The sequence below is a fragment of the Streptomyces sp. NPDC042364 genome, assembly GCF_056437585.1.
In genome coordinates, this window is the sequence record NZ_JBWKAJ010000025.1 from 15,867 (window position 1) to 42,119 (window position 26,253).

Sequence of the window (26,253 nt, forward strand, 5' to 3'; positions counted from 1 at the left end):
TCGGATCCGACCGGTCGGCGGCGCGCCGTTCGACGGCGGTGCAGGGCTCGCCGGCGCTCGACCGCCGTCTCCGTCTGTCAGCGTGTGGCGGCGAGCAGCGAGGTGAGCGTCTCGGTGAACGAGGTCGCCGACCGGTCGGCGTGCTCGCGTATCCGCGCGGCCACGGCGTCGGCGCCGCCGCCCTCCACGAGGTGGACGAGCCGGTCGATGCGCCGCTCATGGCCCTCGGGGGTGTCGGGCAGGGTGGTCAGATAGAAGTCCGACGCGTCGTAGGCCATGTGGAACACGTGCTTCTTCACTTCGCTCAGCGTCAGATAGTCGTCGTGCGTCATGGGCACCGGCTCGGGAGCGCCCACGCACACGACCGGAGTGCCGGCGCCCCATGCGTTGACCGCCAGGTGGTAGGTGTCCGTGATGACCATTCGGTACCGCGGCAGCACCCGCACCAGGTCGCCGAGGGTGTGGTCACCGGGCCGCTTCGCGATGTGGCGGGTCTGGGAGGGGATGTCCCGGTCGAACCAGGGGAGCCACTCCAGCGGGGCGCCGAGGCGGTCCGCGAGGGACCCGCAGAAGTCCGGCAGCCAGGCCGGGACCTCGGTGCGCGCGCCGAGGAACACACCGATCGCTCCGCCCTCCGGGAGGTCCTGGGACCAGCGGGTGGCGGGGAGATGGTCCAGGTCGCCCTGGCGGGACAGCAGCGCCGCGTCCGAGCCGAAGTACTCGTTCGTACGGTCCCCGCGGAAGCGCGCGATCCTGGCCGCCGAGAGCGGCTCACGCATCCACATCCGATGACTGCGCGTCACCAGCCGTGCGAACAGCGGCCCGTATTGCTTGTCCTCGTAGTCGGACTGTGTGTTGTGCAGGATCGTCCCGCCGTAACTGAGGGTCCGTGAGAGGAGTTCGTCCGGCTGATCCGCGAGCAGCAGCGTGCGGTTCAGCAGCAGCCGGGCCTCGTCACGGTCCTCCGCGAAGCCGAAGTCCAGCAGCCGGTTCGTCGCGTCCTGCGCCAGGTAGTGCCGCGTGTGCAGGAAGTCGCCCCAGAAGACGACCGCGTCATGGTCACGCAGCTCGTCGACGCGCTCGGCCAACGGACGGAAGCGGAAGGGGAACTCGGTGCCCTGCGCGCACTCCCGCAGTTCCACCGTCTCCGGCGGGTGCAGGGTGTACCAGGTGGCGTCGACGGGGATGTCCATCCGCCGCCGGAGGGACTCGAAGGCCAGGTCGACGGTGACCATGCCCGTGTTGCGGTACCCGATGTTCGGCGCGGTGATGACGGCAACGCGTGCCATGTGTTCGTTTTCCCCTTCGCCGTTGCCGGCGCCGTCGTGGTCAGTAACGGATCACTGCCAACGTACAGGTCCGCCCCGGGGCGGCGACGCTCGGCCCCGCCAACCCGTGTCACACCAACAGCCCTGCTCGGATGCGGACTTGGCGGCAACGCCGGGTCGGCGGGCACCAGTACGTCGTGCTCCGTGGACCCGGCCGCTCCTCAGACGATGGGGTCGAACCAGGTGGGCTCGTCGGACATGGCCTGCTTGATCCGGAACAGCGCGAACTCGCTCAGGTCGGGCAGGGCGTCCAGGGAGTACCAGCCGACCTCCAGCGACTCGTCGTCGTTGACCCGGGCCTCTCCCCCGACGGCACGGCACCGGAACGTGGTGTCCATGTACTGGCAGACGTCCCCGTTGTCGTACCGCACCGGCTCCAGTGCCTGGACGAGGACGATCCGCTCGGCCACGCACCGGACCGCCGTCTCCTCGTGGACCTCGCGTACGGCACAGGCGGCGGGCTGCTCCCCGGGCTCGGGGATGCCGCCGATGAGCGACCACCGGCCGTTGTCCGACCGCCGGTTCAGCAGCACTCTGCCCTCGTCGTCGAAGACGAGGGCGGTGACCCCGGGGAGCCAGAGCAGCTGATGACCGGCGGAGACGCGGAGCGCGCGGATGAATTCAGGGGTTGCCATGGAGCCGACCCTAACGGGCCGGTTCCCTCACCCCCGCGCTTCCCGGAAGCGCACCTGAGGCGTACGGCTACACGCCACCGGCGCGCCTCCCGCGCACACCGGCCCCGATCGCCCAGCCGAGCCCACCCGCCGCGACCAGCACCAGAAGCATCTCGGGCAGGATGCCGACCCGGGTGGCCGGCGTCTGCGAGGAACGCAGGGGCACCTGCTGCACCAGCGAGTCCGCGACGAACATCCCCGTCTTCTGCGTGATCCTCCCGTCGGGCATGATGATCGCGCTGACGCCGCTGGTCACCGGCACGGTGACGGTGCGGCTGTGCTCGACGGCGCGGACGCGGGACATGGCGAGCTGCTGGTAGGTCATCTCGCTGCGGCCGAAGGTGGCGTTGTTGCTCGGCACGGAGATCAGCTGAGCGCCGTCGGTGACCTCGGAGCGCACCGCCCAGTCGAAGGCCGCCTCGTAGCAGGTGACGAGGCCGACCCGGGCGCCGGCCATGGTGAAGACGCCGGGTTCGGAGCCCCGGCTGAAGTCCTTGCGGACCATGGACGTCCACTCGCTGTTGATGGCGCCGATCAGCGACCGCAGGGGCAGATACTCGCCGAACGGCTGGATCTGCCGCTTGTCGTAGGTGTCGGTGGGGCCCTTCTCCGGGTCCCAGAGGATCTGCTCGTTGTAGAGCTTGCCGTCCCGTTCGACGACACCGCCGACGGAGATGGGCGCGCCGATGGCGTTGGCCGCCCGCTCGATGACCGCTCGGGCGTCGTCGTTGGCGAAGGGATCGATGTCGGAGGAGTTCTCCGGCCAGAGCACGAAGTCCGGCTGTTCCGCCTTGCCCGCCTTGACCTCGGCGGCGAGACGCTCGGTCTCCTTGGCGTGGTAGTCGAGGACGGCCCGGCGCTGGGCGTTGAAGTCGAGACCGAGGCGCGGGACGTTGCCCTGGATGGCGGCGACGGTCGCGGTGCCGTCCTCGGCCTTGTCGCTGACGAGGCCACGGGAGGCGAGGGCGGCGGCCACGGGGGCGGCCACGCTCAGCGCCGCCACCACGGCGGTCCCCCGGCGCAGGGCCGCGCCGGTGCGTCGCCCTTCGACGGTCAGCCGGACGGCCTCGTACAGCCCGAAGCCGCACAGGACGACGGCGAACCCGAGCACCGGTGTGCCGCCCAGCGCGGCGAGCGGCAGGAAGACGCCGTCCGCCTGACCGAAAGCGATCTTGCCCCAGGGGAAACCGCTGAAGGGGGCACGCGCGCGTGCGGCCTCTACGGCGATCCACAGGGCGGCGGCCCACAGGGGCCAGCCGGGAAGCCTCGACACGACGGCGGTGCCCGCGCCGGCCAGCGCCACGAACACCGCTTCGATGGCGACGAGCGCGAGCCACGGCCCGGGGCCGACCTCCACACCGGTCCAGACGAGCAGGGGCAGCAGGAAGCCGAGGCCGAAGAGGTAACCGAGGCCGAGTCCCGCCTTCCAGCCGCGCCCGCGCAGCACCCAGCCGAAGCCCGCGAAGGCCGGCAGGGCCAGCCACCACAGGGTCCGGGGCGGGAAGCTGACGTAGAGCAGCACTCCGGAGAGCGCCGCGGCGGCGGCCGGGAGGAGCCGACGGGCCCATCGGGACGCGCGGGAGACGGGCGCGGCCTGGGGTTCGAGCTGTTCCGGCTCGTCTACGGGAGTCGCGGTGACGGTCACTTGGGGAGTGTACGGCGCGTGACCCCGGCGCTGACAGCGCGGTCCGTCCGGGCACCGTGCGGGATGGGCCGCACATCTGCCGCATCGTTTCTGCGCATTTAGTCCACACATCGGCACATCACCCGTTACGGTGTGCCCGAGCCTCTGACGTGCGGCCGAACACGGTCGAGCGGTCGGGGCCGGGCACAGTCGGGGGGCGGTTTGGGGTCCACAGGGACGGAGCCTGCGGCCGGAGCGTCGGCCGCGTCCGGCAGACGGAACGTTTCCGACGTCGCGGGCGTGATCATGCTCGGGGCGTGTGCGGCCTGGTCGCTGGTCACGGCGGCGGCCCGGGGCGGCCGCCCCGAAGGTGTACTGCTGGCGGTGCTCGCGGTGTCGGCCGGTTACGCGGCGGGCCGCATCTGCGGTGCCCTGCTGCCGGTCGTGGCTCCCGGCGCGGGAGCACTCGCCGGTCTGGGTCTGGCGGCCACCGCTCCGCACACCGCGACGGGCTCACCGCTCGTCTCGCCACTCGGGCACACGGGTGCCACGGCCGCGCTGCTGGCCCTGTCCGCGGGCGCCGCCTGCTGCGCCGCCTGGGCGGCCCGCTCTCCCGGCCTGCGGTTCGCCCTGCGCCTGCTGGCCGCGGGCGTCGCGGTGACGGCGGGCGTGCTCGGCTCGACCACCGGGGTCGTCGCGTGCACGGGGGTACTGCTCTGTTCGCTCGCCGCGGCCCGGATGCCCCGGGGCCCCGGGCTCGCGGGGCTGGCGTGTGTCACCGCCCTGGTGACGGCGGTGACCTGGGCGGCAGCCGAGGACGCGCTGCCGTCGGGGCTGAGCGACTCCCTGGAGGGCCGGCTCACCCCGCACCGTGTCCTGCTGTGGCACGACGCGCTCGGCATGGCCCGGGCCGAACCGCTGCTGGGTGCCGGACCCGGCCGCTTCGGCGAGCTCAGCCCGACGGTGGCCCAGGCGCTGCCGTCCGACGACAAGCCGCACTCGGCGCCCCTCCAGCTGGCGGCCGAGCAGGGCCTCATCGGCGTCGCCCTGCTGACCACGGTGTTCTGCTGGGTCCTGTACGTCCTGTGGCGGGCCACGCGGACCACTCCGGTGGTGCTCACCGCGGGCGCGGCGCTCACCGCGCTGGCCGCGATCGCCACGGTCGGCAACGCGCTGAGCTTCACGACGGTGACGGCGGGCGCGGGCCTGCTCGCCGGGATGGCGACGGCGCGGCCCCTCGCGGAGGAGGAACCCGGCGTCGGCGTACCGGAGCGCGACGCGGCCGGCAGAGCCGACAGATGAGACGGGAAGACCTCGACGACCGGCGGCCCGGACGGCGTCAGCGTGCGGCGCCGGACGCCTTGGGGCTGAGCCGCGCCCGGATGACGCGTACGGCCGTCTGCGCGTGGTCGACGGTGATGGTGAACGTGTGTCCGTCCCGCAGGCGCAGCACCACGGCCTCACCTCGCCGTACGACGACGGCGGTGCCCTTCTCGGGACGCCAGCGGTAGCCCCAGCCGCCCCACTGGTGGGGGGTGACGCAGGGGGCGTAGTCCACGTCGGTGACCTGGGAGAGAGGGATGCGGCGGCGCGGTACGCCGATGTGGCCGCAGCGCACTTCGAGGTATTCCCGGTCGACCTTCACGGAGACGTGCACGAACGCGAGCGTCCCGAACAGGACGAGCAGTCCGGCCGCGATGCAGCCGACGACCGACATCACGAGCGGGGCGACGCCGGACGTCCACGCGGAGTCCACCGCGAGTTCGATGCCCAGCGCCATGAAGGCGGCGCCGCCCAGCGCCAGGAGCCATTGGGCGCGGTTGGTCGCGCGGCCGGTCCAGACCTCGGAGGTGAGGGCCTCGGGGGTGCCCGGCTCGCCGCGGGAGTGGTCCCTCATGCCTCCGAGCGTACTCAGGTTCCGCAGCGCAGGCACCCGGTCGCGGAGGGTTACTGCTCGGGCTGGGCCGCCAGCGCGGCCCCGACCGCCTGGAGCAGCCTGCCCTCCTCGTAGGCCAGGGCCGGGACGGGGAGCGCGCCCTCGCGTCCGCTGAGGATGACCGTCAGGCCGGCCTCGGTCCAGTCGGCGTCGGGGACCGGCGGCTCGCCGATCCGGCGCAGCGCCTGGGCGGCCACCGCGCCCGCGGAGCCGTGCAGCACGAGGGGCGGGTGGCCGGGCTTCTGGACGGCGGCGCGGATGCGCTCGGCGACCAGTTCGTAGTGGGTGCACCCCAGGACGACGGTCGTCACGTCGTCGGGGGTGAGGGCGGCGGCCGCGGCGATCGCGGCGTCGACGGCCGCGTCGTCGGCGTGCTCGACGGCCTCGGCGAGACCCCAGCAGGGCACTTCGGTGACCGGCACGCCGCCGGCGAATTCCTCGATCAGGCCGCGCTGGTACGGGCTGCCGGTGGTGGCGGGCGTCGCCCAGATGGTGAAGGGGCCGCCGCCGGCCGCGGCGGGCTTGATCGCCGGGACGGTGCCGATGACGGGCAGCTCGGGTTCGAGGAGGGCGCGCAGGGCGGGCAGGGCGTGCACGGACGCGGTGTTGCAGCCGACGATCAGGGCGTCCGGCCGGTGCGCGGCCGCCGCCTCGGCGACCGCGAGGGCGCGCCGCGTCAGGTCCTCCGGGGTACGCGGCCCCCAGGGCATGCCGTCGGGGTCGGACGAGATCACGAGATGCGCGTCGGGTCGCAGTCGCCGCACCGCGGCGGCGGCGGGGAGCAGACCGATACCGGAGTCCATGAGCGCGATCTTCACCCGGCCACGATAGACGATTGCCTCGGCCGGGCCTTCGCCGTGGGGCAGACTGCGGACGTGAGCGCCTTCGCGTGGACCGCCGCCGGATCACTCGCCGCCTGGCTGTGGCTGCTGCTCTGCCAGGGCTTCTTCTGGCGCACCGATGTACGGCTGCCGCCCCGCCGGGACCCGGACGACTGGCCGTACGTCTGTGTCGTCGTCCCCGCGCGCGACGAGGCCGCCGTTCTGCCGGAGAGCCTGCCGTCCCTGCTGGCCCAGGACTACCCGGGCCGCGCCGAGGTCTTCCTGGTCGACGACGGCAGCACGGACGGCACCGGCGATCTCGCCCGCGAGCTGGCCGTACGCCACGGCGGGCTGACCCTGACGGTCTCCTCGCCCGGGGAGCCGCCCCCGGGCTGGACGGGCAAGCTGTGGGCCGTACGGCACGGGATCGGGCTGGCACGCGCGCGGGCACCCGAGTTCCTGCTGCTGACGGACGCGGACATCGCGCACCGGCCGGACAGTCTGCGCACGCTGGTCGCTGCGGCGCGCGCCGGGGGCTTCGACCTGGTGTCGCAGATGGCGCGGCTGCGCACCGAGAGCGTGTGGGAGCGGCTCGTGGTCCCCGCCTTCGTCTACTTCTTCGCCCAGCTGTATCCGTTCCGCCGGATCGGCGTGCGCGGCTCACGCACGGCGGCCGCGGCGGGCGGCTGTGTACTGCTGCGGACGGAGGCCGCCGAGCGGGCCCGGGTCCCGGACGCGATCCGGCAGGCCGTCATCGACGACGTGGCCCTCGCCCGGGCCGTCAAGGGGAGCGGCGGCCACATCTGGCTGGGGCTCGCCGAGCTGGTGGACAGTGTGCGGCCCTACCCACGGCTGCGCGACCTGTGGCGGATGGTCTCGCGCAGCGCCTACGCCCAGCTGCGGCACAGCCCCCTGCTGCTCGCGGGCACGGTTCTCGGTCTGCTGCTGGTCTACGTGGTGCCGCCCGCCGCGCTCCTGCTGGGGCTCGCGGCGGACGACCCACGGGCGGCGCTGTGCGGCGGGCTCGCCTGGGCCCTGATGACGGTGACGTATGTGCCGATGCTGCGTCACTACCGGCAGCCGCTGTGGCTCGCTCCCCTGCTGCCGTTCACCGCGGTCCTGTACCTCCTCATGACGGTCGACTCCGCCGTACAGCACTACCGCGGGCGCGGCGCGGCCTGGAAGGGCCGCACCTACGCCCGCCCGGAGACGGTCCCCGAGGAGAGCTAGAAGCTCACATGGGGCGGCTATTTCCTGCCGGGTGTCCAGTTCATGCCCCACCCGTAGGCGTGGTCGACGGTGCGCTGGGGGCTGACGCCGCGCTCGGGGACGAGGTAGCGGGCCTCGCGCCGGACGATGAGGTCGCCGCCCTGGTTGGTGATCAGGGCGAGGGCGCAGACGGTGGAGGGGACGGTGCACTCGTCGAGGGAGAAGTCGACGGGCGCCCCGTGCTGGGGCTGGAGCGTGACCGTCGCGTGGAGGTCGGCGAAGGAGCGGGCGCCCGCGTAGATGGTCACGAAGATGAGGATGCGCCGGAAGGCGTTCCCGTGGTCGAGGTTGACGGTGAGGTTCTCGCCGCTCGTGACGGCGCCGGTGCGGTCGTCACCGTCGAGGTGGATGAACGGCGGCCGGTGCAGCGCCCCGAAGGCGTTGCCGAGCGCCTGGACGACGCCCTTGCTGCCGTCGGACAGTTCGAACAGGGCGCAGAGGTCGAGGTCGAGGTCCGCGTGCATGGCGACGGCCCGGCCCAGTTTGCTGCCCCACCCCGTGAACTGCTTGCGCACCTCCCAGTTCAGGTTGACGCGCATGGCACCGGAGGTGCCGCCCTGTTTGGCCAGGGAGACCGCCGGGGCCTCCTTGGTGAGCGTCACCTTGGTGAGGCGCACGGGGGCCGGCGGCGTCGCGGGCGGGGCCGGGGGTGCGGGCGGCGCGGTCGTCACCGGCGGTGGCACGGTGACGGGCGGGGACACGGGCGCCGGAGGGGACACGGGCGCCTGTGGAGCCGCGGCGCGCTGGGGTTCGTCCACGGTGATGCCGAAGTCGGAGGCCAGGCCTTCGAGCCCGCTGCTGTAGCCCTGGCCGACGGCACGGAACTTCCAGGCGCCCTGACGGCGGTAGAACTCACCGAGCACGAAGGCCGTCTCGACACCGGCGTCCGCGCTGTCGAAGCGCGCGACCTCGGTGCCCGCCCGCTCGTCGAGCACCCGGATGTGCAGACCCGGCACCTGCCCGAAGGTGCCGCCGTCGGTGGACGCGGCCAGGACCACGGTCTCGACGGAGGGCTCGATGCGCGCGAGGTCGACGTGCAGGGAGTCGGTCACCTGTCCACCGACGTCCTGTTTGCCCTCGTGCCGGACGGCGCCGGAGGAGTGCGCGGGCTGGTTGTAGAAGACGAAGTCCGCGTCGGAACGGACCTTGCCACCGGACAGCAGCAGCGCCGAGGCGTCGGCGTCCGGGACGCCTGGTCCGGATCGCCAGCCCAGTTCCACGCGTAGCCCGGTCGTCGGCACCGCGACGTTCGATCCTTTCGGCATTGACATGTCCGCCCCCATCAGAAGGAAGGTCGCCCAGAAGGGTCATCGCCAGGCCGCGTCCCACACGCTCGGTCCGAACCGTCCGGCCCGCTTGTCGGCGCCAAACCTATTCCCCCGGCGCCCGAACCCCCAGAAGCCGTACCGAAAGATCATTCCCCAACCCTCGGTAACCCGCTCGGAACTCGGCCTTTACACGGTCAGAGCGTCTTTCGCTGCCCCTTTTCACCGAGTTCGCTCGCATTGGGGATCCAGCGTCACTGCCGACACGGAAAACAAGCCTCTTATCGGTCTCCCCAACCAGCACATCGTGGGCTTAACTTATGTGCCATGACCTCCCCCCGCTCCACCTACGGCGGCGGTTACTACTCCGCCTCGTCCTTCGCGGACACCCCGATCTACGACTCCCTCGTCGCCGAGCGGGGAACCCCTCAGATCGCGCCGATCCGAGTCCCCGCCGCGTACGACATGCCGGGCAGCAGTCTGCCCGCGCTCCCGTCGGCGCTCCCCGCGCTGCCGGCGGGCCCCTCCCAGCCCTCCCCCGCCTACGGCTATCCGCAGGCCCAGCAGCCGTCGCCGCTGCAGCAGGCGCCGACCGCGTACATCCCGCAGCAGGCCGCGGGTCCGCGCGGTTACCCCGGCGCCCAGCCGCCGCAGCAGCAGCGCCCGATGGGCGCCGGCATGGGATACGAGGCCATGCGCCCCGCCGCCCCGCGCCCGGCTCCCACTCCCCCGTACCAGCAGGATCCGTACAACGGGCAGCAGTACCGCGGGTACTGAGCCGACTGAAACATTCCGCGTGGGGTGGCCTCCGCCTTTTGGCAGGATGACCCCATGGGGAAACCGTCACTGCACTCGATCCACGTCCACCCGCTGAAGGCGGCCCGGGGCTTCGCCCCCGACGAGGCCGTCGTGGAGCCCTGGGGTCTGGCGGGCGACCGCCGCTGGGTGCTGGTCGACGACTCGGGCAAGGTCATCACACAACGTCCGCATCCGCGCATGGCGTTGGCCGCCGCCGGGCTGGAGCCCGACGGCGGCCTCGTGCTGTCCGCGCCCGGCTGTGAGCCGCTCACCGTCCCCGTGCCCGGGCCGGCCCCCACGACGACGGTGGAGATCTGGCGGGACAAGGTCGAGGCGGTCCCCGCCGCTCCCGCCGCACACGCCTGGTTCAGCGACTACCTGGGCGTTCCGGTACGCCTGGTGCATCTGGACGACCCCGCGACGCGCCGCCCCGTCGACCCCGAGTACGCCCGACCCGGCGAGACGGTGAGCTTCGCCGACGGCTACCCTCTGCTGCTCACCACCGTCGCCTCCCTGGAGGCGCTCAACTCGCTCATCGCCCGCGGCGACCACCCCGAGGAGGGCCCGCTGCCCATGAGCCGTTTCCGGCCGAGCGTGGTGGTGGACGGCACGGAGGCGTGGGCCGAGGACGGCTGGCGACGCGTCGCCATCGGCGACGTCCCCTTCCGGGTCGCCAAGATGTGCGGCCGATGCGTGGTGACCACCACCGACCAGGACACCGCCGAGCGCGGCCGGGAACCGCTGCGCACCCTCGCGCGGCACCGGCGGTTCGGCGACCAGTTGGTCTTCGGGCAGAACCTGGTTCCGGAATCGGAGGGGACGGTCCGAATCGGCGATCCGGTACGCGTGCTCGAATAGCCCCGTCCATCAAGGGAGTTCGGCACGGCGAGATCCGTGCCGACATAGGGGAGTACCATCCACCTTGAAAATTCAACATCCCGGATTCGGTGACGGCCGGGGAACACAGGTGCCCGGCCCGGCCGTTGGGCCTTTGTGAGAAGTTCATGAGAAGACCGGCGGGAGAGGTGATTTCGCTCTCTCTTCACCGGTACCGCGCGTGGGCGTCCCCGCAGGGGGCTATCACGGACGCGGAAGGGGGCGTGGGACAGTGCGGGCAATCGGCGGGCTTGGGGCATTCGGCGGACTGTGGCGCTGGCGCCGCAACCCCCTGCGCCGGACGACCGATCTCGTCGAGGCGTGGCTGGCGTTCGCGGCGCTCATGCTGATCCTCGTGGTCGCCCCCCTGGTCGGCGCCGTCGTGGGGACCACCGCGCAGAGCTCCCTGCAACAGTCCGTACGGGAACAGCGGGCGGCCCGGCACCTGGTGACGGCCACCGTCGTCGAGCGGGTCGCCGGCTCCCCCCTGGACCCCGACCCCGAGACGTCGACCTCCCGCGACCGGCACAGCCGCGTGGTCGCCGACTGGACCGCCCCGGACGGCACCGGCCGGCACGGCACGGTCATGACCGCCCTCAGGGACCCGCGGCCCGGCGACCGCTTCGCACTGTGGACGGACTCCCAGGGACGCACGGCCGGCCGGCCGCTGGACAGCGCGACCGCGACGACGCACGCCGTGCTGGCCGGATTCGGCTCGACCGTGCTGGCCGCGGGCTTCATCGAGGGCTGCAGACGGCTGGTCGTCTGGCGCATGATCCGCCACCGGTACGCCCGTTGGGACCAGGCGTGGGACAAGGCGGGGCCGGACTGGGGCAGGACGGGGACGGGCAGCTGACGGCCTTCCGACTCCGGTCAACTCCCCCTGCCCGCGCACGCTACGGTGGACCGACCAGCCGAACTGTTCGGCATCGACCCGCGTTCCACGAGGTGGGGGCACAGCAACGCCATGGCACAGGGCACGGTCCAGGTGACGCACACCGGTACATCGCGGTGGCGGCGCCGCACGGGTGAGTACACATCGCTCGCCGCGGCCCTGGAGGCCGCGAGCGACGGCGATGTGCTGATCGTCGCCCCCGGTACGTACCGGGAGAACCTCGTCGTGCAGCGGGGGGTCACGCTGCGCGGCCCCGAGGGATCGCCCGGCTCCGTGCGGATCGCGCCCGTGGACGGGGTGCCGCTGACGGTGTCCGCCTCGGCCGTGGTGCAGGACCTGCATGTCGAGGGCCAGGACGCCGCGGCACCCGCGCTGCTCGTCGAGGACGGCACTCCCGAGCTCATGGACCTGCGGATCGTGACCCGCTCCGCGGTCGGCATCGAGGTGCGCGGCACAGCCCGCCCGACGGTGCGGCGCTGCACGGTCGACAACCCGGCCGGGATCGGTATCGCCGTGGTCGACGGCGGCGGCGGGGTGTTCGAGGAGTGCGAGGTCGTCGCGGCCGGGCAGGCCGGAGTCGCGGTCCGCGGCGGCGGCCATCCGCGGTTCGACCGGTGCCGGGTGCACCACGCCTCCGGCTCGGGCCTGACGGCGACCGGCGAGAACTCCGCGCTGGAGGCCGTCGGTTGCGAGATCTACGAGGTCCGGGGCAGCGGTGTCCAGATCACCGGGCGGGCCACGGCCCATCTCACCGACTGCGATGTGCACCGTACGACCGCGGACGGCGTCACGCTCGACACGGACGCCGTGCTCACCCTGGCGGACTGCCGCATCCACGACATCCCGGAGAACGCGGTGGATCTGCGCTCCCGCTCCGTGCTCACCCTGACCCGCACCACGGTGCGGCAGTTCGGACGCAACGGGTTGTCGGTGTGGGACCCGGGCACCCGCGTGGACGCCAACCAGTGCGAGATCTTCGACAGCACGGGCGACTATCCGGCCGTCTGGGTCAGTGACGGTGCCACGGCCGTCCTGGAGTCCTGCCGGGTGCACGACGTACCGGACGCCCTGTTCGTCCTGGACCGGGGGTCCCGCGCGGACGTCGTGGACAGCGATCTGTCGCAGGTGCGGAACACGGCCGTGTCGGTGAGCGACGGCGCGACCGCGCAGCTCGACGACTGCCGGATCCGGGACGCGGCGACGGGCGCCTGGTTCCGGGACCACGGCAGCGGCGGCACCCTCAACGGCTGCACCCTGGACGGCACTCAGACCGGCGTGATCGTCACCAAGGGCGCGGACCCTACCATCGAGCGCTGCACGGTCACCTCGCCCGCCGAGGCGGGCTTCTATGTCTCGGCCGAGGGCCGCGGCAGCTTCCTCAACTGCCGGGTGACCGGCAGCGGCGGCTACGGCTTCCACATCATCGACGGCTGCCGCGCGACGCTGCGCAAGTGCCGTACGGAGCGCTGCGCGCGCGGCGGTTACGAGTTCGCGGAGGGCGGCCCCGGCACCACCGGCGGCGGCCCCGTGGTCGAGGACTGCACCAGCGACGAGAGTGGCGGCGTGCGGCCCCCGGTGGCGCACGAGACCGCCACACAGACCGCGCCCCACTCCCCCGGTCTGCTGGGCTCCATCCCGGGCCAGCGCACCACCGAACCGCAGCCACCGGTGGTCGCCACGCCGGTCGCGGAGCCCGGGCAGCCGGCCCGGACGTCGAAGGCCGTGCTCGGTGAACTGGACGCGCTGGTCGGGCTGGACAGCGTCAAGCGCGAGGTGCGGGCCCTCACGGACATGATCGAGGTGGGCCGCCGCCGCCGGCAGGCCGGTCTCAAGGCCGCGTCGGTCAAGCGGCATCTGGTGTTCACCGGCTCCCCCGGCACCGGCAAGACCACGGTCGCCCGTCTCTACGGCGAGATCCTGGCCTCCCTCGGTGTCCTGGAGAAGGGCCATCTCGTCGAGGTGTCCCGTGTGGACCTGGTCGGCGAGCACATCGGCTCCACCGCCATCCGCACCCAGGAGGCCTTCGAACGGGCCCGTGGCGGGGTGCTGTTCATCGACGAGGCGTACGCGCTGTCCCCCGAGGACTCCGGCCGGGACTTCGGCAAGGAGGCCATCGACACGCTCGTGAAGCTGATGGAGGACCACCGGGACTCGGTGGTGGTGATCGTCGCGGGTTACACGGCCGAGATGGAGCGCTTCCTCACCGTCAACCCCGGTGTGGCGTCCCGCTTCTCCCGCACGATCACCTTCGACGACTACGTCCCCGAGGAGTTGCTGCGCATCGTGGAGCAGCAGGCCGAGGAGCACGAGTACCGGCTGGCTCCGGGAGCGGGCGAGGCCCTGCTGAAGTACTTCACGGCGCTCCCGAAGGGTCCCGCCTTCGGCAACGGCCGTACCGCGCGGCAGACCTTCGAGGCGATGGTGGAGCGTCACGCGAGCCGGGTCGCCCAGGTCGACGAGCCCAGCACCGACGACCTGACGCTGCTGTACGCGGAGGACCTGCCGGAGCTCGCGTAGCGGCGCGCCGGCGCGTGGCGCGGTGCTGTCGGAGCGAGGCACCGACCCGGCCGAACGGCGCCCGTGGGGTGAGCCCCAGGGGGAAAACCCCACCGCAGGTGTGCTGTCGGCCGGATGGGGCCGGAAGGCTCCGGCCGACAGCATGATCCCCATGACGCATCGCACTCGACGAGCCCTGGTCCTCGCCCTGTCCGTCTCGGCCGCGGCCACCACGCTGACCGCCGTCGCCGGCCCGGCGGCCGGCGCCCCCTCCGCCCCTCCCACGCTCACCTGGCGCCCCTGCGCACAGCCAGGCGGCCCCGCGGGACAGGAGTGCGCCGAGCTGCCCGTACCGCTCGACTACCGCGACCCGGACGGCCCCCGGCTCACGCTCGCCGTGTCCCGGCTGCGCAGTGAGCACCCCGAGACACGGCGCGGCACGCTGCTGGTGATCCCCGGCGGACCGGGCGGTTCGGGTGTCCGGCGCCTGACCCAGCAGGGGAAGGCACTGCGCGGGCAACTCGGCGACGCGTACGACGTCGTCAGCCTGGACCCGCGGGGTGTGGGCGGCAGCACGCGGGCGAGGTGCGGTCTCCCCGCCGAGGACCGGCATCTGGTGACGCTGCGGTCCTGGCCCGCGCCCGGCGGCGGCATCGGCGAGAACGTCGCCCGGGCCCGGCGTACCGCCGAAGCCTGCGCGAGGAACGGCGGGGCCGTGCTGCGCAGCCTCACCACCGCCAACGAGGTGCGGGACATCGACCGTCTCCGGCAGGCGCTGGGCGAGGAGCGGCTGTCGGCTTACGGGGTCTCCTACGGGACGTACGTGGGCGCCGTGTACGCGCAGAAGTACCCGGAGCGGACCGACCGGTGGGTGCTGGACAGCAACGACGACCCCGATCCGCGTCGGGTCGAGCGGCGCTGGCTGGAGAACACGGCGCGGGGCGCGGAGGACCGGTTCCCGGACTTCGCCGCCTGGGCCGCCGACCCGGCCCGCGCCCCGGAGGGCCTGCGGCTCGCCGAGCGAGCGGAGGACGTCCGGCCGCTGTTCCTGTCCCTGGCGGCCGGACTGGACCGTACACCACGGGCGACGACCACCCCGGGCGTGCCGCTCACGGGCAACCGGCTGCGGCAGGCGATGCAGTCCGCCCTCTACAACGACGCGTCCTTCGACGACCTCGCCCTGCTGATGCGGCAGGCCGGCGATCCGAGGATGACGCCGGTGCTGCCGCCCGACCTGGCCGGGCCGCTGAGCGACGAGGACGCGGCGGCGGTGATGGCGGTGGTCTGCAACGACGTGCGCTGGCCGGCGTCGGTGGCGGCGCACGAGCGGGCGGTGGCCGAGAACCGCGTCCGGTATCCGCTCACGGCCGGGATGCCGGTGAACATCACCCCGTGCTCCTTCTGGAAGGACCGGCCCGCCGGGAAGCCGACCCGGATCACCGACGACGGCCCGTCCAACATCCTCATGATCCAGAACCGGCGGGACCCGTTCACGCCCCACTTCGGCGCACTGCGGATGCGGGCGGCCCTCGGTGACCGGGCGCGGCTCGTCACCGTGGAGCGCGGCGGTCACGGCGTCTACCTGGGGACGGGCAATGCCTGCGGCGACCGGACGGTGACCACGTTCCTGCTGACGGGTCAGCGGCCCGAGCGGGACGTGTCCTGCCCCGACGAGTAACGCGTGCCGGGCGTCGCGACGCCGCGGGGCCGCCCTCCGGGCGACGACGCGCGTGGTCGGAGACGGCCGAAGGGGTGTGCCGTGCCCCCCGGCGGGCGCGCGACGCCGGGGATCACGGGACAACCCTCAGCAGGCGCGCGGACCGGGCACCTCCGGGGCGATGCGGGCCAGCAGCCGCTGCCGCTCGACGGCGAAGGCCGGGTCCGCCTGGTAGTCGGAGTGTCCGAGGATCGGGGCGGGCAGGGGGTGGCCGGCGGTGCGGCCGTAGGCGAGGGGGTCCTTGAAGGGCTCGGCGTCGACCTCCGGTCCGCACCGGCCCGGCAACCGGACGGGGCCGCCGATGGGGTCGGTGAGGCGGTACAGGTTGCGCCAGCAGTCGACCTCGCGGTGCAGGGAGGCGAGGGACGCGGGGCCGAAGTGGGCCGGGAACCAGCGCCCGTACAGCCGCTCCAGCGGTGAGCCGTAGGTCAGCAGCGCGACCCGGCGCCGGACCGACGGGGTCAGCTGCCAGGCGGCGGCCGCGGCGAGGACGCTGCCCTGGGAGTGTCCGGAGATGACCAGCCGTCCGCCCGTGGTCCGCGTCCAGGTGGCCATCCGCCAGGTGAGGTCGGGCACGGCGCGCTCGGCGTAGCAGGGCGGTGCGAAGGGGTGGGCGGCGCGCGGCCAGAAGGTGCCGACGTCCCAGAGGATGCCGATCGTGCGACGTGCGGAGGCGTCCTTGTAGGCCCGGCGGCCCCAGGTGACGAAGAGCAGGAAGCCGACACCGATCAGCCAGGACCCGAGTGCCTGCGCGGTCTGGGCCGCGCCCGCGACGAACGCGTACGAGTCCCGGGTCGCCCGCGCCGGGGTCTCCCCCGTGGCGATCGCGCCGGCCAGGGCTCCGGCGCCGAGCAGGAGCGTCACGGTGGAGATGATCCCGACGACGCGGGGTGCGCGGTCGGTCAGGGCGGCCATGGCACGGGTGCGGGCGATACGGAGGGTCCGGGCGGCGTCGCGGGGCTCGGGCTCCTCGTCCGGGCCGCCGCCCTGCCGTCCGGCGTCCCCGAGGCCGTACTCCTCCTCGACCGCCGCCGTCTCCTCGCGCCGTAGTACCCGGGTGCGGCGGGCCAGCCAGACGAGCAGGACCAGGGCCACCAGCAGCAGGGGCGGGATGACGGATGCCTGCCAGGTGAGGAGGATCGGCGGGCCGGGGAGGGCGTCGCCGGTGCCGCCGAGCCAGTCGGCGACCCGCTGGGCGACTCCGGCGGACATGACGCCGCCGAGGGCGCAGGCCAGCATCGCGACGGCGGGGCCGCCCAGGCCGTACAGCGCGGTCCGCGGGTCGGGGCGCGAGCGGTAGAGGACGCGGGCGACCACGCCGAGGGCGATGACGAGGACGCCCTGGACCAGGGTGATCCCGCCGAAGGTCAGGTCCCCCGGCAGCCGCCCCGCCGACCTCCAGCCGGGGCGTGACCAGCCGGCATACACCACGGCGAGGACGAGCAGGACGATCGAGGCCGTGGGCAGGCCGCGTACCAGGTGTCCGTCGAGTTCCCGGTCCAGGCGCTTCTCGGAGCGGCCCCTGCGGCACACCACCCACACCACGACAGCGGCGAGCAGGACGAGTGCCGCGTGGAACAGCCACCCCAGGAGCTCCAGGACGGCGGGGCCGCCGGGCCGGCGGTCCTCTCGGGCGGCGGACGTGCCGACGGCCGCCGCGACCGTCAGGAAGCCGGCCGCCGTGTGGGCGGCACGCAGCCGGGCCACGAGCCGGCGCCCGTACCAGAAGCCGGGGCGGCCGAGCGCGACCGGCTCGACGTCGTCCACGGTGGGGCGGGCGTCGGCCCGGCCCATGGGCCGCTGCGACTCGTACTCGCTCCAGGTGCGGTGGGACAGGTACCACAGCAGCCCGGTCAGCGCGGCGGGTACCAGGGCGGCCAGGGCGAGGCGGCGGCCGGGGCTGCTCCACCAGCCGTGGTGGGAGAGATCCGGGGAGAGGAAGCCGAGCCAGGTGTGCGCCTCGGCGCACGAGCGGGTGCCCGCGCACTGCCAGGCGGTCAGATCGAGGGCGACCTCGCAGGCGGCGGCCACCAGCAGCACGGTCAGGGTCAGTCCGGTGAGGCGGACCACGAGGCCGTGGAGCCGTATGGTCCGCTGTCGGTTGCGGGTGGTGGGGCGCATCCAGTGGGCGAGGTTGACGACCATGAACGGCAGCAGCAACAGCCACAGGGCACGGGAGCCGTTCCCCGAGGTCAGGTTGCACCAGACGTAGGCCTCGGGCACGGGCCTGCCGCGTTGGTCGGCCGGGCGGTCCTCCGCGTCGGCGTCGTCGATACGGCGGAAGACGGCCGCCGTGTCGTCGCCGGTGATACGGACGGTGCGTGGATCGTCGAGCATGCGTTCGGGGGTGGTGCCGCCGACGCCGTGGACGAGCAGTTCGAGGGCGGTGCCGTCGTCGGCTCCGGGGCGGCCTGCGACGCGCTGCCCGCCTTCCTCGGAATGCCCTGCGTCTCCTCTGTACCCGGCACGCTCCGTCGCACGATCCACTGGTCCGCTTCCCCCGTGATGCGCCGCAAGGCAGGTGTGATGTGCAGGCACAGATGATCGCCGCTGAGCGGTGCTCGTACACCTGTGGTCACCGAATCTCCCCGATCCGTGTGATAGTGACGGGCGCGACAACGCCATACCGGCTGCTCGCGCGCGTGCGGGTGGTGGCGCGACAGGTGGTGTGGCGTGCGAATATGGGACGTCCTCGGGACCGGGGACGGGGGAATGTCCGTTTCGGAGGGGGTATAGGAGCGTGTCGGGCGTGATGGGGCGAAAGGACCGGGGCGAGCGTGAGTGAGAATCAGAACCTCCTCGCGGAGCAGCGGCGCGCCCTGATCCTCGACGAGGTGCGCCGCAGGGGCGGGGTCCGCGTCAACGAGCTGACCCGGAAGCTGGGCGTTTCGGATATGACGGTCCGCCGCGACCTGGACGCCCTGGCCCGCCAGGGCGCCGTGGAGAAGGTGCACGGCGGCGCGGTGCCGGTGGCCGAGGCGAGTACGCATGAGCCGGGCTTCGAGGCGAAGTCCGGGCTGGAGCTGAGCGCCAAGGAGGACATCGCGCGGGCGGCCGCCGAGCTGGTGGCGCCGGGTTCGGCGATCGCCCTGTCCGGTGGTACGACGACATACGCGCTCGCACATCGGCTCGTGGACGTGCCGGATCTGACCGTGGTCACCAACTCGGTGCGGGTCGCCGATGTCTTCCACGCCGCGCAGCGCACGACGGGTCCCCGGCAGGGGGCGGCGACCGTCGTTCTCACCGGTGGGGTGCGGACCCCGTCCGACTCGCTCGTGGGGCCGGTGGCCGATCAGGCGATCGCGGCGCTCCACTTCGACGTGCTGTTCCTCGGTGTGCACGGGATATCGGTCGAGGCGGGGCTGTCCACGCCGAACCTGGCGGAGGCCGAGACCAACCGCCGGCTCGTGCAGTCGGCGCGGCGTGTCGTCGTCGTGGCCGACCACACGAAGTGGGGGACGGTCGGGTTGAGTTCGTTCGCCGCGCTGGACCAGGTGGACACGCTGGTGACGGACGCCGGGCTGGCCGCGCAGGCGCGGGCCGAGATCTCCGAGCACCTGCGGCGGCTGGTGGTGGCCGGGGAGGACGAGGACGGCGGCGACCTCTGACGGGCGCCCGTCTCCCTGAGGGACCGGTTCCCCGAGCAGGGGCTCCCTGAGCGCCCGGTCGGACCGGGACCTCGCGGGACCGCGGTTCGGCCGTGGATGGTCACGCGGTGTCCCGCGCCGAGCGTGCGTGCCGGACTTGCCGCGGGGCAGGCGGGACTTTCGAAACACGCCCCTGACTTGTTCCGCGCGCCCGCCGGGGATCACGGGACAACCCTTAGAGCTCCGAACAGAAGTGGAGTCCGATCAGCTCGCGACGTCTGGTGCGCGCGATCGCAAGGCGCCGGAAGCTCCTTGTAGCGGGGCTACCAGGGGCTTTCGGCAACGCGGCGAGCGTGCGTGCCAGACGCCGCGAGCCGGGCTCCACTCTTGTTCGGAGCTCTTAGTGGGGCGCGGCCCACACTCCGGTCTGCAGGAGGGAACGGATGGCCGTCATGTACGGGGCGATGTCGAGGCCCTGTTCCCTCAGCCACTCGTCCGAGTAGTACTTGTCGAGGTAGCGGTCGCCCGGGTCGCACAGGAGCGTGACGACGCTTCCCTGGCGCCCCTCCGCGACCATCTCGGCGATGATCTTGAAGGCGCTCCACAGGCCCGTGCCGGTGGAGCCGCCGGCCTTGCGGCCGATGGCCTGCTCCAGGGCTCGTACGGCGGCGACGCTGGCGGCGTCGGGGACCTTCATCATGCGGTCGACGGCGCCGGGGACGAAGCTGGGCTCCATACGGGGGCGGCCGATGCCCTCGATGCGGGATCCGCAGTCGCAGGTGACGTCGGGGTCGCCGGTGGTCCAGCCCTCGAAGAAACAGGAGTTCTCGGGGTCGGCGACGCAGATCCGGGTGTCGTACTGCATGTAGTGGACGTAGCGCGCGATGGTCGCGGAGGTGCCGCCGGTGCCGGCCGTGGCGACGATCCAGGCGGGCTCGGGGAAGCGCTCCAACTCCAGTTGCCGGAAGACGGATTCGGCGATGTTGTTGTTGCCGCGCCAGTCCGTGGCACGTTCGGCGTAGGTGAACTGGTCCATGTAGTGGCCGCCGGTCTCCACCGCGAGACGGGCCGACTCCTCGTACATCTTCCGGGAGTCGTCCACGAAGTGGCAGCGACCGCCGTGGAACTCGATGAGGCGGATCTTCTCGGCGCTGGTCGTGCGCGGCATGACGGCGATGAAGGGGACGCCGATCAGTTTGGCGAAGTACGCCTCCGAGACGGCGGTGGAGCCGCTGGACGCCTCGATGACGGGGCGGCCCGGCCGGATCCAGCCGTTGCACAGCCCGTAGAGGAAGAGGGAACGGGCGAGGCGGTGCTTGAGACTGCCGGTGGGGTGGGTCGACTCGTCCTTGAGGTACAGGTCGATCCCCCACTTCTCGGGCAGCGGGAAGCGCAGCAGATGGGTGTCGGCGGAACGGTTGGCGTCGGCCTGGACCCGGCGGACGGCTTCTTTGAGCCAGGTCCGGTACTCGGGGTCGCTGTGGTCGACGTCGAGGGTCGCGCCAGGGCTGGTGGTCTGGGGGGTGCTCACGGCGTGCTCCTCACAGGGTGCGCCGACGGCGTGCCGCGGCGTCGGACGTCCCGATGATAAACACCTTCCACACGCTTCTCACCTGCATAAACATGCCTTTGAGCAACCCAAAGGCAGTCCTGTGGCAGCAACGCGCGGGGCGCATGGGGGGCGCATGCAGCGCGTGCGCCGGAACCCCGCCCCCGACCAACCGTGCGCACTGGTGCTCGACGCCCGGGACGTGCAGACTTCACCGCACGGGCCTGGTCGACTCCCTCGGGGGTGGCGCGGGGAAAATGCGCCCCTCGGGCACACTGGATCACGGTCCGGTACGGATCACGACGGGAACGGCCGAAGCGCGGGACGGGAACAACCGAAGCACGAGCGCACTAGGGGGCGGGGCACATGGCGGAGCCGGAGTTCACGGCCACGGGCGTGCGGATCGGGAAGAGGCTGCGGCAGCTCACCCGGGCGGGTCAGGTGAGGATCGAGGACGGCCGGCTTCAGTTGCTGACCAGTTACGGCAGCGAGATCGACAGCGCCCCGGTGCAGGCGGTGCGCGCCTCGAAGCCCTGGTTCGCCAACGAGGACCGGGCGTTGGCCGATGTCAACGGCACCCGCTACACACTCACCCTGAACGAGCACGACCCGGCTCCGGGGAAACCCGGCCCGCCCTCGGCCCGCCGGTTCATCGAGGCGGTACGCAAGGCCGCGGGGCGTGGCGGCTGATGGACCGCGAGTTGCGGGACCCGACCCCCTGGGTCACGCTGGTCACACGTAACTCTGGGTTTACCGGCGATAACGCTGCGAACCAGCCGCCGGTCAGGACAGCGGGCGGCGATCGGTACGCAGCCACCCCACGAGCAGACGGCAGCCCCGTGCCGCCGTCCACCAGGCGGCAGTCGTAGGCGGCCGCCCCACAGCAGGCGGCGTTCTTCGCCCAGCCACCTCGCTGGATCCGTACTCCGATCTTCCGGACTCACATCGGGGAGTCGCAGCCGTGATCAGCCAGCAAAGCAGGCACTGCACGGTGGAGCTCCAAGCCCTGCCGTCGCGGATCGGCCAGGTCCGCAGAATCGTATCTGCGCAATTGCGCTACTGGCATCTGGATCCCTTGATAGAGCGGGCCGCGCTCGGTGTGACCGAGTTGCTGTCCAACGTCCACCGGCACGCGGAGCCGGACAAGTTGTGCACCGTGGAGATGGAGTTGCTCCTCGGCCGGCTCACGGTCTCGGTGCAGGACAACGACCCGCGCCTCCCGGTCGTCCAGGACGCGGAGCTCTTCGCCACGAGTGGACGGGGGCTCGCGATGGTCGCCGCGGTGAGTGAGAGCTGGGGTGTCCGGCCGCACGGCGAGTCGGGGAAGGTCGTGTGGTTCACGCTGCCGGCGTCCTCGGCCGCGGTGCCGAAGATCTCGCCCTACGACATCGGGCAGCCCCAGCCCCAGCTGCAGCCGTTCGACGCCGGGCGTCGGCCCGCCGCGCGCGGGCGCAGGCCCGAACACGCTCCCGCCCGGTCGGCCGTCGCAGGCTGACCGGGCGGTGACCACCCTCCCCGTACGCGTCGTCCGGGCGCCGGCCGGTCACCGCCGGCGCCCCGCCCCGCCCGGCCGCCCGAACTGCCCGTCCGGCGCGGACAGTCGGCGCGGGGCGGGGCGCAGTGCGGCCGGAGGCTGCGAAGGGGGCTCAGGTCACCGGGATGTCCACCGACGGGCGGAGTCCGGAGGCCGCGGCCAGGGCCTGATGGACGGGGTGGGTCTCGAAGGCGGACATGAGGGCCTCGTTAGACGGTTCCCGGTCGGCACGGCGGGCGCGGGCCCTGTCGCTCACGGACCACATCGGGCGAACCACCGGCCTCGCTCATCGGGCGGGCGCCGAGGCGGCGTTCGGCCAGGATGACGCTGCGCAGTTCGGTTCCGCCGACGGCCTCGTCGTAGATCTCCGCGACGAGGTCGCGGGCTGAGGTGTACGCGGCCGTGTACGCGTGGTCGAAGACCTCCCGCTCGTGCGGAGCGAGGGGTCACGGACCGCGCGGAGGTGGCTTGTCGCGCTGGGGTGCGGGACGGGAGTGGTGCCTCGGCTGGTGCTGGAGCGGCGTGGGGTGTGGGAACGGGTGGTCGTGGTGGTCGTGGTTTCGGAGATCTGCGGCGGCCTTTGGTGGCCGCGCCGTGGAGTTTGACGGTGAGGTGTGGGGGCTGAGGGGGTCTGGCCGCCGCCCCGCGCCAGTCGTTCCACCCCTGCCGAGGTTCTCCGCGAGATCCGTCAGGTCAGGGCCGCCAACGGGTCGTCCAGGACCGGTTGCCAGGCCAGTTCGGCGGCGCCCACCAGGCTGTTGTGGTCCAGGGTGCAGGGGAGGACGGGGACCACGCCGCTCTGACGGCCCCAGAGGCTGCGCTCGGCGACGACGGTACGCAGGCGGTCGGGGTCGGTGTCCAGGAGCGTCCGGTGCAGCCCGCCGAGGATGATGCGGTCGGGGTTCAGGATGTTGACGAGACCGGCGAGGCCCAGGCCCAGGCGGTCGATGAGGGCCTCGGTGGCGGTGCGGACGGCCGGGTCGGCGTACTCGGTGCGGATCAGGTCAATGGCCTGCTGGAGGAGGGAGACCACGGGGCCGGGGTCGCGGCCGGCCGCCGTGAGCAGGGCCAGCGGGTCGGCCTCGACGTCGAGGCAGCCACGGCTGCCGCAGTGACAGGGGCGGCCCTCCGGGTTGACGGTGAGGTGACCGACTTCGAGGGCCAGGCCGGAACTGCCGGTGTGCAGGCGGCCGTCGAGGACCAGCGCGCCGCCGACGCCCCGGTGCCCGGTGGCGACGCAGAGGAGGTCGCGGGCGCCCCGGCCGGCACCGTGGCGATGTTCGGCGAGCGCGGCGAGGTTGACGTCGTTGGCCGCGAAGGCCGGCCCCTGGATGCCGGCCGCCCGAACCCGTTCGGAGAAGATCTCGCGGACCGGGGCGCCGGCCGGCCAGGCCAGGTGGAGGGGGTTCAGCGCCAGACCCGCCGGCTCGGCCATGGCGGAGGGTACGGCGAGGCCCGCGCCCACGCAGCGCCGGCCCGTCTCGCGGAGCAGGTCCGCGCCCGCCTCGACGACCGACCCGAGCACCTTCGCCGGGTCGGCGTCGACGGTCTCGCAGCCGGGGGCGGTCGCGACGATCCGGCCGCCGAGTCCGACCAGGGCGGCCCGCCATCCGTCGGCGTGCACCTGGGCGGCGAGCGCGACGGGGCCTTCCTCGGCGACCTCCAGACGGTGCGAGGGGCGGCCCTGGGAACCGGCGGCCGCACCCGGGTGCGCGTCGACCCGGATCAGCCCCAGCGCCTCCAGCTCGGCGGCCACGGCACCCGCCGTGGCCCGGGTGACGCCCAGTTCGGCGGTGAGCACGGCCCTCGTCGGCGCCCGCCCGGTGTGCACGAGTTCCAGCGCCGGACCGAGCGCGCCCCTCCCCCGGTCCAGCCGGGTCCGTGTCGTCGCTGTCCCTTCGCCCGCCGCCTTGGGGGCCGCCTTGCCGTCCATGAGGGCGAGTCTCCCATGATCCGTACCGGGTCGGATGCCGCCGAGTCGACCTCAGCCACCGCCGAAGCCGCTCACCCGCAGGGTGATGTTGAGCCGCCCGGCCAGGCCCAACGCGGGCGGCGCCGTCCCCGCGTACACCCGGGGCACCCCGTGGTACGCCTGCCGGGACGGGCCGCCGAACACGAAGAGATCACCGCTGCGCAGCTCCACGTCCGTGTACGGGCGTGCCCGCGACTCCCGGTTGCCGAAGCGGAAGACACAGGTGTCGCCGAGGCTCAGTGACACCACCGGCGCGTCCGACTTCTCGTCGCTGTCGCGGTGCATGCCCATACGGGCGTCCGCGTCGTAGAAGTTGATCAGGGCGATGTCGTACGGGTCCGGCGCCGTGCCGGGATCGCTCCCCGGGGCGGTGCCGAGCGCGTCCGCCACCGCGCGTCTGGCCAGATCGTCCAGCCAGGACGGGAAGGGCTTCACCGGGGCGCCGTCGCCGTCGACCACCGTGCGGGCGTAGCCGTACGGGTACCAGTGGTGGCCGAGGCAGACCTGGCGGGCGGTCATCGTGCCGCCGCCGGGGGTACGGACCGTGCGGAGGCCGGCGGGTGGGCGGGCCCACTCGCGGCAGGCCGACAGGAGCCGCTGCTGGTGCTCCGTGTCCAGCCAGCCCGGGACGTGGACCGCGCCCGGCGCGATCTCCGCGCGGCTGCGGGGGAACAGCTCGGCGTCCATGGGTCCATCATCACGCACTCCGCGCGGGGCACGGCCTGAGCTGCGGCTCGGTTAGCCTGGGCACACGATGAGCGACCGTATGACCGCGCCCTGGGGCGAGTACGCCCTGGCCCGCTTCCCCGAGGACCCCCGTGACCGGCTGCGCGCCTGGGACGCGTCCGACGCGTACCTGCTGCGCCATCTCGCGGCGAGCGGGACACCGCTGGACGGGACGGTCGTCGTGGTCGGTGACCGCTGGGGCGCGCTGGTCACGGCGCTCGCCGGGCACCGGCCGACGCAGATCACCGACTCCTTCCTGAGCCGGGAGGCCACCCGGGCGAACCTGGCGCGCAACGGGTTCGAGGCGGACACGGTACGGCTGCTCACCACCCAGGACCCGCCTCCGGACCGGATCGACGTGCTCCTCGTACGGGTTCCCAAGAGCCTCGCGCTCCTGGAGGACCAGTTGCACCGGCTGGCCCCGGCCGTGCACGAGGGGACGGTCGTCGTCGGCACCGGGATGGTCAAGGAGATCCACACCTCGACGCTGAGGCTGTTCGAACGGATCCTCGGACCGACCCGCACCTCGCTCGCCGAGCAGAAGGCACGGCTGATCCTCTGCGCGCCGGACGCCGGGGTCATCCGGGCCCGCGAGCCCGACCCATGGCCGTACACCTACGAACTGCCGCACGACATCGGTGTGTTGGGGGGGCGCACCGTCGTCAGTCACGCCGGGGTGTTCTGCGCCGACCGGCTCGACATCGGTACCCGGTTCTTCCTCGGGCACCTGCCGCGGGTCCGCGGGGGCGGGCGCGTGGTGGATCTGGGGTGCGGCAACGGTGTGGTCGGTACGGCGGTCGCGCTCGGCGATCCGGATGCCGAGGTGGTGTTCGTCGACGAGTCGTACCAGGCGGTGGCCTCGGCGGAGGCGACGTACCGGGCGAACGCGGACGGCAAGGCCGAGTTCCGGGTCGGGGACGCAATGGCCGGGTTCGCGCCGGAGAGCGTCGACCTCGTCCTCAACAACCCGCCGTTCCACTCCCACCAGGCGATGACCGACGCCACGGCCTGGCGGATGTTCACCGGCGCGCGGCGTGCACTGCGGCCGGGGGGCGAGTTGTGGGTGGTCGGGAATCGCCATCTGGGGTATCACGTGAAGCTGCGTCGGATCTTCGGCAACAGCCGACTCGTGGCCGGCGACGCGAAGTTCGTGGTGCTGAAGGCGGTCAAGCGGGGTTCGTGACGA

22 protein-coding genes are annotated in these 26,253 nt (G+C 73.0%); 11 read left to right on the plus strand and 11 right to left on the minus strand.

The genetic code is table 11. The features are described from left to right. Nucleotides 1–77: 77 nt before the first annotated feature. The 3 genes from AC067N_RS33630 to lnt form a co-directional block, all read right to left on the minus strand. Nucleotides 78–1,289, minus strand: coding sequence for a hypothetical protein (locus tag AC067N_RS33630; RefSeq protein WP_478682714.1), 1,212 nt, complete (start codon nucleotides 1,287–1,289; stop codon nucleotides 78–80). Nucleotides 1,290–1,489: 200 nt separating this feature from the next. Continuing rightward, entirely contained in the window at nucleotides 1,490–1,963 is a 474-nt protein-coding gene (locus AC067N_RS33635) for an NUDIX hydrolase (protein WP_478682715.1), read from the minus strand. Between the two features lie 67 nt (nucleotides 1,964–2,030). Further along, nucleotides 2,031–3,647: an apolipoprotein N-acyltransferase gene (gene lnt / locus AC067N_RS33640; protein WP_478682716.1), complete on the minus strand. Its 1,617-nt coding sequence runs from the start codon at nucleotides 3,645–3,647 to the stop codon at nucleotides 2,031–2,033. Nucleotides 3,648–3,932: 285 nt separating this feature from the next. On the opposite strand from lnt, the gene AC067N_RS33645 reads away from it, so the two are divergent. Further along, a complete protein-coding gene (locus AC067N_RS33645) occupies nucleotides 3,933–4,928 on the plus strand; it encodes an O-antigen ligase family protein (RefSeq protein ID WP_478682799.1) in 996 nt (331 codons plus the stop codon). A 37-nt stretch (nucleotides 4,929–4,965) separates the two neighbouring features. Here the strand turns inward: AC067N_RS33645 and AC067N_RS33650 are convergent, their stop codons facing one another. Further along, entirely contained in the window at nucleotides 4,966–5,523 is a 558-nt protein-coding gene (locus tag AC067N_RS33650) for a hypothetical protein (RefSeq protein ID WP_478682717.1), read from the minus strand. A 50-nt stretch (nucleotides 5,524–5,573) separates the two neighbouring features. Next, nucleotides 5,574–6,380, minus strand: coding sequence for a glutamate racemase (locus AC067N_RS33655; protein ID WP_478682718.1), 807 nt, complete (start codon nucleotides 6,378–6,380; stop codon nucleotides 5,574–5,576). 57 nt (nucleotides 6,381–6,437) lie between these two features. Between AC067N_RS33655 and AC067N_RS33660 the strand changes: the two genes are divergently transcribed. Then, nucleotides 6,438–7,613: a glycosyltransferase gene (locus tag AC067N_RS33660; RefSeq protein WP_478682719.1), complete on the plus strand. Its 1,176-nt coding sequence runs from the start codon at nucleotides 6,438–6,440 to the stop codon at nucleotides 7,611–7,613. Nucleotides 7,614–7,630: 17 nt separating this feature from the next. Here the strand turns inward: AC067N_RS33660 and AC067N_RS33665 are convergent, their stop codons facing one another. Continuing rightward, nucleotides 7,631–8,923 carry a TerD family protein gene (locus AC067N_RS33665; protein ID WP_478682720.1) on the minus strand — a complete coding sequence of 431 codons (1,293 nt, stop codon included), beginning with the start codon at nucleotides 8,921–8,923 and terminating at the stop codon, nucleotides 7,631–7,633. A gap of 321 nt (nucleotides 8,924–9,244) precedes the next feature. On the opposite strand from AC067N_RS33665, the gene AC067N_RS33670 reads away from it, so the two are divergent. From AC067N_RS33670 to AC067N_RS33690, 5 genes are all read left to right on the plus strand, one after another. Next, nucleotides 9,245–9,694, plus strand: coding sequence for a DUF6643 family protein (locus AC067N_RS33670; protein WP_478682721.1), 450 nt, complete (start codon nucleotides 9,245–9,247; stop codon nucleotides 9,692–9,694). Nucleotides 9,695–9,748: 54 nt separating this feature from the next. Continuing rightward, a complete protein-coding gene (locus tag AC067N_RS33675; RefSeq protein WP_478682722.1) occupies nucleotides 9,749–10,573 on the plus strand; it encodes an MOSC domain-containing protein in 825 nt (274 codons plus the stop codon). 250 nt (nucleotides 10,574–10,823) lie between these two features. Beyond that, nucleotides 10,824–11,447, plus strand: a complete 624-nt coding sequence (locus AC067N_RS33680) for an Rv1733c family protein (protein WP_478682723.1) — start codon at nucleotides 10,824–10,826, stop codon at nucleotides 11,445–11,447. 111 nt (nucleotides 11,448–11,558) lie between these two features. Further along, nucleotides 11,559–14,003 (plus strand): right-handed parallel beta-helix repeat-containing protein, encoded by a 2,445-nt coding sequence (locus tag AC067N_RS33685; protein ID WP_478682724.1) that lies wholly within the window; start codon nucleotides 11,559–11,561, stop codon nucleotides 14,001–14,003. 151 nt (nucleotides 14,004–14,154) lie between these two features. Continuing rightward, nucleotides 14,155–15,660, plus strand: coding sequence for an alpha/beta hydrolase (locus tag AC067N_RS33690; RefSeq protein ID WP_478682725.1), 1,506 nt, complete (start codon nucleotides 14,155–14,157; stop codon nucleotides 15,658–15,660). A 126-nt stretch (nucleotides 15,661–15,786) separates the two neighbouring features. On the opposite strand, the gene AC067N_RS33695 is transcribed toward AC067N_RS33690, so the two are convergent. Continuing rightward, nucleotides 15,787–18,186: a hypothetical protein gene (locus tag AC067N_RS33695; RefSeq protein WP_478682726.1), complete on the minus strand. Its 2,400-nt coding sequence runs from the start codon at nucleotides 18,184–18,186 to the stop codon at nucleotides 15,787–15,789. A 290-nt stretch (nucleotides 18,187–18,476) separates the two neighbouring features. Here AC067N_RS33695 and AC067N_RS33700 point away from each other — a divergent pair, with 290 nt between their 5' ends. After that, on the plus strand, nucleotides 18,477–19,307 hold the full coding sequence (locus tag AC067N_RS33700; RefSeq protein ID WP_478682727.1) for a DeoR/GlpR family DNA-binding transcription regulator: 831 nt from the start codon (nucleotides 18,477–18,479) through the stop codon (nucleotides 19,305–19,307). Between the two features lie 379 nt (nucleotides 19,308–19,686). Here the strand turns inward: AC067N_RS33700 and cds1 are convergent, their stop codons facing one another. Further along, a complete protein-coding gene (gene cds1, locus AC067N_RS33705) occupies nucleotides 19,687–20,817 on the minus strand; it encodes an L-cysteine desulfhydrase Cds1 (RefSeq protein WP_478682728.1) in 1,131 nt (376 codons plus the stop codon). A 384-nt stretch (nucleotides 20,818–21,201) separates the two neighbouring features. Between cds1 and AC067N_RS33710 the strand changes: the two genes are divergently transcribed. Together AC067N_RS33710 and AC067N_RS33715 are read left to right on the plus strand one after the other, a co-directional pair. Beyond that, nucleotides 21,202–21,525, plus strand: a complete 324-nt coding sequence (locus tag AC067N_RS33710; RefSeq protein ID WP_055517608.1) for a hypothetical protein — start codon at nucleotides 21,202–21,204, stop codon at nucleotides 21,523–21,525. Between the two features lie 271 nt (nucleotides 21,526–21,796). Beyond that, on the plus strand, nucleotides 21,797–22,330 hold the full coding sequence (locus AC067N_RS33715; protein WP_478682729.1) for an ATP-binding protein: 534 nt from the start codon (nucleotides 21,797–21,799) through the stop codon (nucleotides 22,328–22,330). A gap of 151 nt (nucleotides 22,331–22,481) precedes the next feature. On the opposite strand, the gene AC067N_RS33720 is transcribed toward AC067N_RS33715, so the two are convergent. From AC067N_RS33720 to AC067N_RS33730, 3 genes are all read right to left on the minus strand, one after another. Beyond that, nucleotides 22,482–22,625 carry a hypothetical protein gene (locus AC067N_RS33720; protein WP_478682730.1) on the minus strand — a complete coding sequence of 48 codons (144 nt, stop codon included), beginning with the start codon at nucleotides 22,623–22,625 and terminating at the stop codon, nucleotides 22,482–22,484. Nucleotides 22,626–23,057: 432 nt separating this feature from the next. Then, the gene (locus tag AC067N_RS33725; protein ID WP_478682731.1) at nucleotides 23,058–24,302 is read right to left on the minus strand and encodes an ROK family protein; all 1,245 of its coding nucleotides are present in this window, start codon (nucleotides 24,300–24,302) and stop codon (nucleotides 23,058–23,060) included. Nucleotides 24,303–24,353: 51 nt separating this feature from the next. Then, nucleotides 24,354–25,028, minus strand: coding sequence for an alpha-ketoglutarate-dependent dioxygenase AlkB family protein (locus AC067N_RS33730; RefSeq protein WP_478682732.1), 675 nt, complete (start codon nucleotides 25,026–25,028; stop codon nucleotides 24,354–24,356). Between the two features lie 67 nt (nucleotides 25,029–25,095). Between AC067N_RS33730 and AC067N_RS33735 the strand changes: the two genes are divergently transcribed. Continuing rightward, on the plus strand, nucleotides 25,096–26,250 hold the full coding sequence (locus tag AC067N_RS33735; protein ID WP_478682733.1) for a methyltransferase: 1,155 nt from the start codon (nucleotides 25,096–25,098) through the stop codon (nucleotides 26,248–26,250). Nucleotides 26,251–26,253: the final 3 nt, after the last annotated feature.

Excerpts from the sequence above, each read along its gene's own strand:
- AC067N_RS33645 (WP_478682799.1), top strand. The coding sequence starts at position 3,933 with ATGCTCGGGGCGTGTGCGGCCTGGTCGCTGGTCACGGCGGCGGCCCGG.
- AC067N_RS33650 (WP_478682717.1), bottom strand. The coding sequence starts at position 5,523 with ATGAGGGACCACTCCCGCGGCGAGCCGGGCACCCCCGAGGCCCTCACC.
- AC067N_RS33635 (WP_478682715.1), bottom strand. The coding sequence starts at position 1,963 with ATGGCAACCCCTGAATTCATCCGCGCGCTCCGCGTCTCCGCCGGTCAT.
- AC067N_RS33710 (WP_055517608.1), top strand. The coding sequence starts at position 21,202 with ATGGCGGAGCCGGAGTTCACGGCCACGGGCGTGCGGATCGGGAAGAGG.
- AC067N_RS33670 (WP_478682721.1), top strand. The coding sequence starts at position 9,245 with ATGACCTCCCCCCGCTCCACCTACGGCGGCGGTTACTACTCCGCCTCG.
- AC067N_RS33630 (WP_478682714.1), bottom strand. The coding sequence starts at position 1,289 with ATGGCACGCGTTGCCGTCATCACCGCGCCGAACATCGGGTACCGCAAC.
- AC067N_RS33730 (WP_478682732.1), bottom strand. The coding sequence starts at position 25,028 with ATGGACGCCGAGCTGTTCCCCCGCAGCCGCGCGGAGATCGCGCCGGGC.
- AC067N_RS33725 (WP_478682731.1), bottom strand. The coding sequence starts at position 24,302 with ATGGACGGCAAGGCGGCCCCCAAGGCGGCGGGCGAAGGGACAGCGACG.
- AC067N_RS33665 (WP_478682720.1), bottom strand. The coding sequence starts at position 8,923 with ATGTCAATGCCGAAAGGATCGAACGTCGCGGTGCCGACGACCGGGCTA.
- AC067N_RS33675 (WP_478682722.1), top strand. The coding sequence starts at position 9,749 with ATGGGGAAACCGTCACTGCACTCGATCCACGTCCACCCGCTGAAGGCG.
- AC067N_RS33690 (WP_478682725.1), top strand. The coding sequence starts at position 14,155 with ATGACGCATCGCACTCGACGAGCCCTGGTCCTCGCCCTGTCCGTCTCG.
- AC067N_RS33735 (WP_478682733.1), top strand. The coding sequence starts at position 25,096 with ATGAGCGACCGTATGACCGCGCCCTGGGGCGAGTACGCCCTGGCCCGC.
- AC067N_RS33685 (WP_478682724.1), top strand. The coding sequence starts at position 11,559 with ATGGCACAGGGCACGGTCCAGGTGACGCACACCGGTACATCGCGGTGG.